Source organism: Falsiroseomonas oryzae, assembly GCF_027856955.1.
GTDB lineage: Bacteria > Pseudomonadota > Alphaproteobacteria > Acetobacterales > Acetobacteraceae > Falsiroseomonas > Falsiroseomonas oryzae.
Genome location: NZ_JAPSMD010000296.1, coordinates 1 through 6,821, shown reverse-complemented (window position 1 = coordinate 6,821; position 6,821 = coordinate 1). Strand labels below are relative to the sequence as shown.

Sequence of the window (6,821 nt, the reverse complement as noted above, 5' to 3'; positions counted from 1 at the left end):
GGCCCGGGCGGCCGGGGTCAGCCCGGCGAGGCTCGGCAGCGGCAGCGGCAGCCGCGCCAGCGGGCCCCAGCACAGATCGACGCTGCGGAAGGGCTCGCCCAACCGCTCCGCGATGCCGAGCGCCTGGGCGGCGGTGCCGGCGCGCGGATCGGCCAGCACCCAGACGGGCGCGGCTCCCGGCCCCGCGCCACCGCCCTCCGACGATCGGACGGGTGTCATGGACGCGCGCGGGACAGGGGATTACGAACGCAGGTCACGAGGATCCTTCACCGACAGGACACCGCCCGATGGCCGCCAACCATGCCTCCGACTGGGACCGCGACGCCGCGCTGACCACCGCGCGAATCCTGCTGGAGATCAAGGCGGTGAACTTCCGGCCGGAGGAGCCCTACACCTTCACCTCGGGCTGGAAGAGCCCCGTCTACATCGACTGCCGCAAGATCATCTCCTTCCCCCGCGCGCGCAACCGCATCTGCGACCTGGGGGTCGAGAAGATCCACCGCCATGTCGGCTACGAGACCATCGAGGCGGTGGTGGGTGGCGAGACCGCGGGCATCCCCTTCGGCGCCTGGATCGCCGACCGCATGCTGGCGCCCATGGCCTATGTGCGGAAGAAGCCGAAGGGCTTCGGCCGCAACGCCCAGATCGAGGGCGAGGTGCCGGTCGGCAAGCAGACCCTGCTGGTCGAGGACCTGACGACGGACGGCGCGAGCAAGATCCGCTTCGCCAACGCGCTGCGCGAGGCCGGCGCGATCTGCGACCACACCTTCGTCGTGTTCTACTACGGCGTCTTCCCGGGCAGCTTCGAGCAGATGAAGGCGATGGGGCTGAACCTGCACCATCTCTGCACCTGGTGGGACGTGCTGGAGGTGTGCCGGGAGCGCCCCTATTTCAGCGAGGACGCGCTGAAGGCCGTGCGCAAGTTCCTGGAGGACCCGGTCGGCTGGTCCAAGGCGCATGGCGGCATCGGATCCCTGGCGGAGGCGAAGCCGAAGGACGCGGCGGAGTAGAGGAGGCGGGCATGGTGCGGTTCAGCGTGGAGTTGCCGGACGATGTAGCGGAGGCGCTGGCCCGCACGGCAGGCGAGTTGCAGTCGTCCCCGGAGAAGCTTCTGGCCGAGGCGGCCGAGGCCATGCTGGCGGACCGCAGCGCGCTGGCCCGCTCGGTGGCGCGCGGCAGGGAGGACTTCGAGGCCGGCCGCACCTTCGCGCATGAGGAGGTGGTGGACGAGTTGGAGACCTGGGCGCGCGAGGTCGAAGCCCGGCATCGCGCCAAGGCATGAAGCTGCGCTGGTCCGCCGAGGCTCGACAACAGCTCGCGGAGGCGCGCCTCTACATCGAGAACGACAATCCGACGGCGGCGCTCGCCGTCGTCCACGCGATCCGTGCGGCGGCCGAGCGGCTCGCTCGCTTTCCGGAGGCCGGCCGACAGGATCCGTTCACCGCCAGCCGCGTCTGCACGGTCCCGCGCACGCCGTATCGGCTTCATTATGTCGTGGCGGGTGACGTCATCCGCATCCTGTCCGTCTGGCACGGAGCCCGCCAATGGCCGCCCGCACGGGACTGACCCTCGCCCTTCTGCTCACCGCCGCGCCCGCTCTCGCGCAGCAGCCCCTGCGCGAGCAGCTGACCATCGGCATCACGCAGTACCCCTCGACGCTGCACCCCAACATCGATTCCATGGCGGCGAAGTCGTACGTGCTGGGCTTCACGCGCCGTCCGCTGACCAGCTACGACCAGGACTGGGCCCTGGCCTGCCTGGGCTGCGACACCCTCCCCTCGCTCGACAACGGCATGGCGGTGCGGGAGACGACACCGGACGGACGGCCGGGCATCCGCGTCACCTGGCGCCTGCGCGAGGGCTGGCGCTGGGGGGACGGCACGCCCGTCTCGGCGGAGGACCTGCTCTTCGCGTGGCAGGCGGGGCGCGACTTCAGCACCGGCTTCGGCGGCAGCGAGTTCTACCGCTCCGCCTACGAGGCGATCGTGGTGGACCCGCGCACCATCACGCTGCGCTTCGACCGCGTCACCTTCGAATACGCCTCCACCGGCGACTGGCAGCCGCTGCCCGCGCATATCGAGCGCCGGCGGTGGGAGCAGGAGCCGCGCAGCTATCGCACGCGCTCCGCCTATGAGACGGAACCGACGAATCCCGGCCTGTGGAACGGCCCCTATCGCGTGACGCAGGTGCAGCCCGGCGCCGGCATCACGCTGGAGCGCAACAGTGCCTGGAACGGCACCGCGCCCGCCTTCCGCCGCATCGCCATCCGCACCGTGGAGAACACGGCGGCGCTGGAGGCGCAGCTGCTGGCCGGGCAGCTCGACATGATCGCCGGCGAGCTCGGCCTGCCGCTGGACCAGGCGGCGGCGCTGGAACGGCGCACCGGCAGCCGCTTCCGCATCGGCTACAAGCCCGGCCTGATCTACGAGCATCTCGACGTCAACCACGACACGCCGCTGCTGGCCGACCGGCGCGTGCGGCAGGCGCTGATCCTGGCGATCGACCGGCCGCAGATCGTGCAGCGGCTGTTCGAAGGTCGGCAGGTGCTGGCGCATACCAACGTCAACCCGCTGGACTGGGTGCACGACAACGACGTGCGGCAATGGCCCTTCGACCTTCCGCGCGCGCGCACCCTGCTGGAGGAAGCCGGCTGGCGCCCCGGGCCGGATGGCATCCGCCGCAACGCCGCCGGCGAGCGCCTGACCATCGAGCTGATGACCACCGCCGGCAACCGCTCGCGCGAGGCGGTGCAGCAGGTCATCCAGGGCATGTGGCGCCAGGCCGGCATTGAGGCGCGCATCAGGAACGAGCCGCCGCGCGTGCTGTTCGGGGAGACGTTGAACCGTCGCCGCTTCACCGGCGCGGTGATGTTCGCCTGGATCAGCGCGCCGGAATCCGTGCCGCGCAGCACGCTCCATTCCGACGAGATCCCGCGCGCCGAGCGAAACTTCTCCGGCCAGAACTACACCGGCTTCCGCAATGCGGAGGTGGATTCGCTGCTCGAGGCCATCCCGATCGAGCTGGACCGCGAGCGGCGCCGCGCGCTGTGGCAGCGGCTGCAGGCGATCTATGCGGAGGAGCTGCCGGCGATCCCGCTGTGGTTCCGCTCCGACGCGCATGTCTGGCCGGCCTGGCTGGAGAATGTGCGGCCCACGGGGCACCTGGCGCCCTCCTCGCTGTGGGTGGAGGAGTGGCGGGTCACGCGCTGATGCTCGACCACGTCTCGATCGCCGTCGCCGACATGCCGCGCGCCGCGCGGTTCTACGACGCCGTCATGGCCGCGCTCGGCGTGCCTTGCGTCTGGCGGGAGGAGCGCGCGATCGGCTTCGGGCTGCGCAGCGGGCCGGAGGACGACACGCGCAGCTACCTGACCATCCGGCAGGGCAGCGCGCCCGCCGACCCGGCCTGCCACTGGTGCTTCCGCGCGCCCGACCGCGCCGCGGTGCGCGCCTTCCACGCGGCAGGGCTGGCGCATGGCGGCACCGACGACGGCGCGCCGGGCCTGCGCCCGCAATACCACCGAGCCTACTACGCCGCCTTCCTGCGCGACCCCGACGGCAATCGCGTGGAAGCGGTCTGCCACCGACCAGAACCCGCCGCGTGATCCGCATGCTGACGGCCCGGCTGCTGCAGATCGCCGTCACCATGGCGGCGCTGTCCTTCGCCATGTTCCTGCTGATCGGCCTGATGCCCGGCGATCCGATCGACCTGGCCATCGCCGGCGACCCGCGCCTGACGGCGGAGGACGCCGCGCGGCTGCGCGCGCTGCACGGGCTCGACCAGCCGCTGCTGTCCCGCTACGCGGCCTGGGCGGGCGGGCTGCTGCACGGGCAGTTCGGCCATTCGCGGCTGTTCGCGCAGCCGGTCGCGCAGGTGATCTGGCCGGCGCTCGCCTCCACCCTCGTGCTGCTCGGCGCGGCGCTGGCGGTGGCGGCGACGCTCGGCATCGGGCTCGGCCTGCTGGCGGCGGCGCGGCCGCGGCTGGCGCCAGCGGTGGACACCATCGCCATCCTCGGCCAGTCGGCGCCGACCTTCTGGCTCGGCATCCTGCTGATCATCCTGTTCGCCGTCACGCTCGGCTGGCTGCCGGCCGGCGGCACCAGCGACGCGGGCGGCCTGGACGCGCTGCGCTTCCTGGTGCTGCCCGTCGCGACCCTGGCCGTGGCCAACCTCGCGGCCTATGCGCGTCATTCGGCCGCCGCGGTCGGCTTCACGCTGCGCGAGCCCTGGATCACCGCGGCGCGCGCCCGCGGCAATGGAGAGGCGCGCGTGCTGCTGCGCCACGCCTTCCCCAACGCCGCGGTGCCGGTGCTGCAGGTCGCGGCACTCGATGCCGGGGCGCTGGTGGGCGGCGCGCTGATCACCGAGACGCTGTTCGCGCGACCCGGCATGGGCAAGCTGATCTACGACGCGGTGATGGGCAACGACACGAACCTGGCGCTGGTCGCGCTGCTGCTGGTGGCGCTGGTCACGATGCTGGCGACGCTCGCCGCCGACCTGGCGCAGCGCGCCCTCGATCCACGCCTGCGGGACGCGTGATGCGACTGGCCCTCGGCCTGACGCTGCTCGGCCTTCTGGCGCTGGCGGCGCTGCTCGCGCCGCTGGCGGAGGGCTGGCTCGGGCACGATCCCTTCACGCCGGACCTGTTCAAGCGCCACGCGCCGGCCTCGGCGGAGCACCTGCTCGGCACCGACGACCTCGGCCGCGACCTGCTGCTGCGTCTGCTGCACGGGGCGCGGGTGTCACTCGCCGTCGGTGTCGCGACCGCGCTCGCGGCGGCCCTTCTCGGGACCGTGATCGGGCTGCTGGCGGCGTGGCGCGGCGGCGTTCTGGACGCGGCGCTGATGCGGCTGGCGGACGGCATGCTCGCCCTGCCCGCGCTGCCCGTGCTTGTGGTGCTGGCCGCCGCCGATACGGGCCGCATCGGGCTGCCGCGCGGGGAGCCGCTGTCCGACATCCTGCGCATCGTCGCGATCCTGACGGTGTTCGGCTGGGTCGGCGTGGCGCGGTTGGCGCGCGCCGCGGCGCTCTCCGTCTTGGCGCGCGACTACGTGCGCGCTGCGCGCGCGCTCGGCGCCAGCGAGGCGCGGGTGCTGCTGCGCCACGTCGTGCCGAACATCGCCGGCCCGATCGCGGTCGCCACTGCGCTGGCCGTCGCCGGCGCGATCCTGGCGGAGAGCGCGCTGTCCTTCCTCGGCCTCGGCATCGCGCCGCCCGCGGCGAGCTGGGGCAACATGCTGGCGAATGCGCAGGACCTCGTGTTCAGCGCGCCCTGGGCCGCGGTGTGGCCGGGGCTGGCCATCCTGATGGCCGTCGCGGGCTGCACCCTGGTCGCGGACGGGCTGCGGCGGTAGAGGAACGGGATGTGCTGGCTCTGCGCCATCCGCCGCCCACCCAGGCCGCAACCGGCCGAGCCGGCCGGCGAGACGCCGCCGGCGACCGGACCGAAGCCGGCGGAACCGGCGACAGGGAGAGACGCCATGAACCGACGCACGCTGCTGGCCGCCACGGCCGGCGCCCTGGCCCTGCCCGCCGCCGCGCGCGCCCAGGCGCAGCCCTGGCCCGGCCCCCGCCAGGTGCGCATCCTCATCACCTACCCGCCCGGCGGCACCACCGATTTCGTCGCACGGATCTACGCCCAGCAGCTGGCGCAGCAGACCGGCGGCAACTTCATCGTGGACAACCGCTCGGGCGGCGGCGGCGTGGTGGGCTGGACCAACGTGGTGCGCTCCGCCAACGACGGCACGACCCTGCTGCTGACCGACAACTCGCTCGCCACCGCGCCGCCGCTGTATCCGAACCTCGGCTTCGACGTGCGGACGGACTTCACGCCGATCTCGCTGCTGGTGGACTATCCCACCGTGTTCGTGGTGCCCGGTGATTCGCCGGTGCGCACGCTGCGCGACTATGTGGAGGCGGCGCGCGGCAGGCCGGCGGACCAGAACTTCTACGGCTCGATGGGCGCGGGCTCCTCGCCGCATCTCTACACCGAATACCTGCAGGACATCGCGGGCATACGGCTGACGCACGTGCCCTATCGCGGCATGGGCCCGGCCTTCGCCGACCTGCTGGCCGGCCGCGTCGGGCTGCTGATCGCGGCACCCGCCACGGTGATGGGCGCGGTGCGCGAGGGCCGTGCGCGCGCCATCGCGATCGGCACCACCGGCGGGCGCATCCCGCTGCTGCCGGACGTGCCGACGGCGAAGGAGCAGGGCTTCGATTTCACCTACTCCTTCTGGTACGGGATGCTCGGCCCGCGGGGCATGGACCCCGCCCTGGTGGCGCGCATCCGGGAGGAGCTGGACAAGGTGCTCGCCGTGCCGGAGGTGCGCGACCGTTTCGTGCAGCAAGGCGCGACGCCGGTGGCCGGCGACGGCAACGCGCTGCGCCAGGTGATGGAGAGCGACCTGGCGCGCTGGAGCGAGGTGATCCGCGTGAAGGGCATCACCCTCCAGAACTGACGCGCGCCGGGAGGCCGCCCACTCCGTGCTGGCGGCGGAACGGCCACATCGCTACGTTTCCCGGCCACAACGATACGAGGGGGCCGGGGGATGATCCGACGCAGTGTCCTGCTGCTGCTGCCGCTTGCCGGCTGTGCCGGCGCGCAGGTGGCGGAGACGCGGCTCGGCACGCCCGCGGGGCTCGCACGGCCCCGCCACGTGGTCGTAGCCGACTTCGCCGTCTCGCCCGACCAGGTGCACCTGGACAGCTCGATCCGCGCCATGCTGGAGCGCAGCTTCGCGGCCGCCCCGCCCGGCGAGGCGCAGCTGCGCGCCGGCCGCGCGGTGGGCGCCGCGATTGCCGACGGCGCGGCTGCCGGC

General features: G+C 73.0%; 9 protein-coding genes and 1 pseudogene. 9 read left to right on the top strand and 1 reads right to left on the bottom strand.

Features of this window, described 5'->3' with window-relative positions:
- Nucleotides 1-219, bottom strand: a pseudogene (locus tag OZN99_RS22190) (hypothetical protein); the annotation flags it as partial.
- 68 nt (nucleotides 220-287) lie between these two features.
- Between OZN99_RS22190 and OZN99_RS22185 the strand changes: the two are divergent.
- The 9 genes from OZN99_RS22185 to OZN99_RS22145 form a co-directional block, all read left to right on the top strand.
- Nucleotides 288-1,010, top strand: coding sequence for an orotate phosphoribosyltransferase (locus OZN99_RS22185; protein WP_270937434.1), 723 nt, complete (start codon nucleotides 288-290; stop codon nucleotides 1,008-1,010).
- 11 nt (nucleotides 1,011-1,021) lie between these two features.
- Nucleotides 1,022-1,282, top strand: a complete 261-nt coding sequence (locus OZN99_RS22180) for a hypothetical protein (protein WP_270937433.1) — start codon at nucleotides 1,022-1,024, stop codon at nucleotides 1,280-1,282.
- Nucleotides 1,279-1,566, top strand: coding sequence for a type II toxin-antitoxin system RelE/ParE family toxin (locus OZN99_RS22175; protein WP_270937432.1), 288 nt, complete (start codon nucleotides 1,279-1,281; stop codon nucleotides 1,564-1,566). Before OZN99_RS22180 ends, OZN99_RS22175 begins: the two co-directional genes overlap by 4 nt.
- Complete coding sequence (locus tag OZN99_RS22170) at nucleotides 1,545-3,209, top strand: peptide ABC transporter substrate-binding protein (protein WP_270937431.1); 1,665 nt, start codon at nucleotides 1,545-1,547, stop codon at nucleotides 3,207-3,209. The genes OZN99_RS22175 and OZN99_RS22170 overlap by 22 nt, the downstream gene beginning before the upstream one ends.
- Complete coding sequence (locus OZN99_RS22165) at nucleotides 3,191-3,604, top strand: VOC family protein (RefSeq protein ID WP_270937430.1); 414 nt, start codon at nucleotides 3,191-3,193, stop codon at nucleotides 3,602-3,604. The genes OZN99_RS22170 and OZN99_RS22165 overlap by 19 nt, the downstream gene beginning before the upstream one ends.
- A 5-nt stretch (nucleotides 3,605-3,609) precedes the next feature.
- The gene (locus OZN99_RS22160; RefSeq protein ID WP_270937435.1) at nucleotides 3,610-4,539 is read left to right on the top strand and encodes an ABC transporter permease; all 930 of its coding nucleotides are present in this window, start codon (nucleotides 3,610-3,612) and stop codon (nucleotides 4,537-4,539) included.
- Nucleotides 4,539-5,354, top strand: a complete 816-nt coding sequence (locus OZN99_RS22155; RefSeq protein ID WP_333779764.1) for an ABC transporter permease — start codon at nucleotides 4,539-4,541, stop codon at nucleotides 5,352-5,354. Before OZN99_RS22160 ends, OZN99_RS22155 begins: the two co-directional genes overlap by 1 nt.
- 126 nt (nucleotides 5,355-5,480) lie before the next feature.
- Entirely contained in the window at nucleotides 5,481-6,461 is a 981-nt protein-coding gene (locus OZN99_RS22150; protein WP_270937428.1) for a Bug family tripartite tricarboxylate transporter substrate binding protein, read from the top strand.
- Between the two features lie 90 nt (nucleotides 6,462-6,551).
- The coding region (locus OZN99_RS22145) for a hypothetical protein (protein WP_270937427.1) at nucleotides 6,552-6,821 on the top strand (270 nt) is incomplete at its 3' end.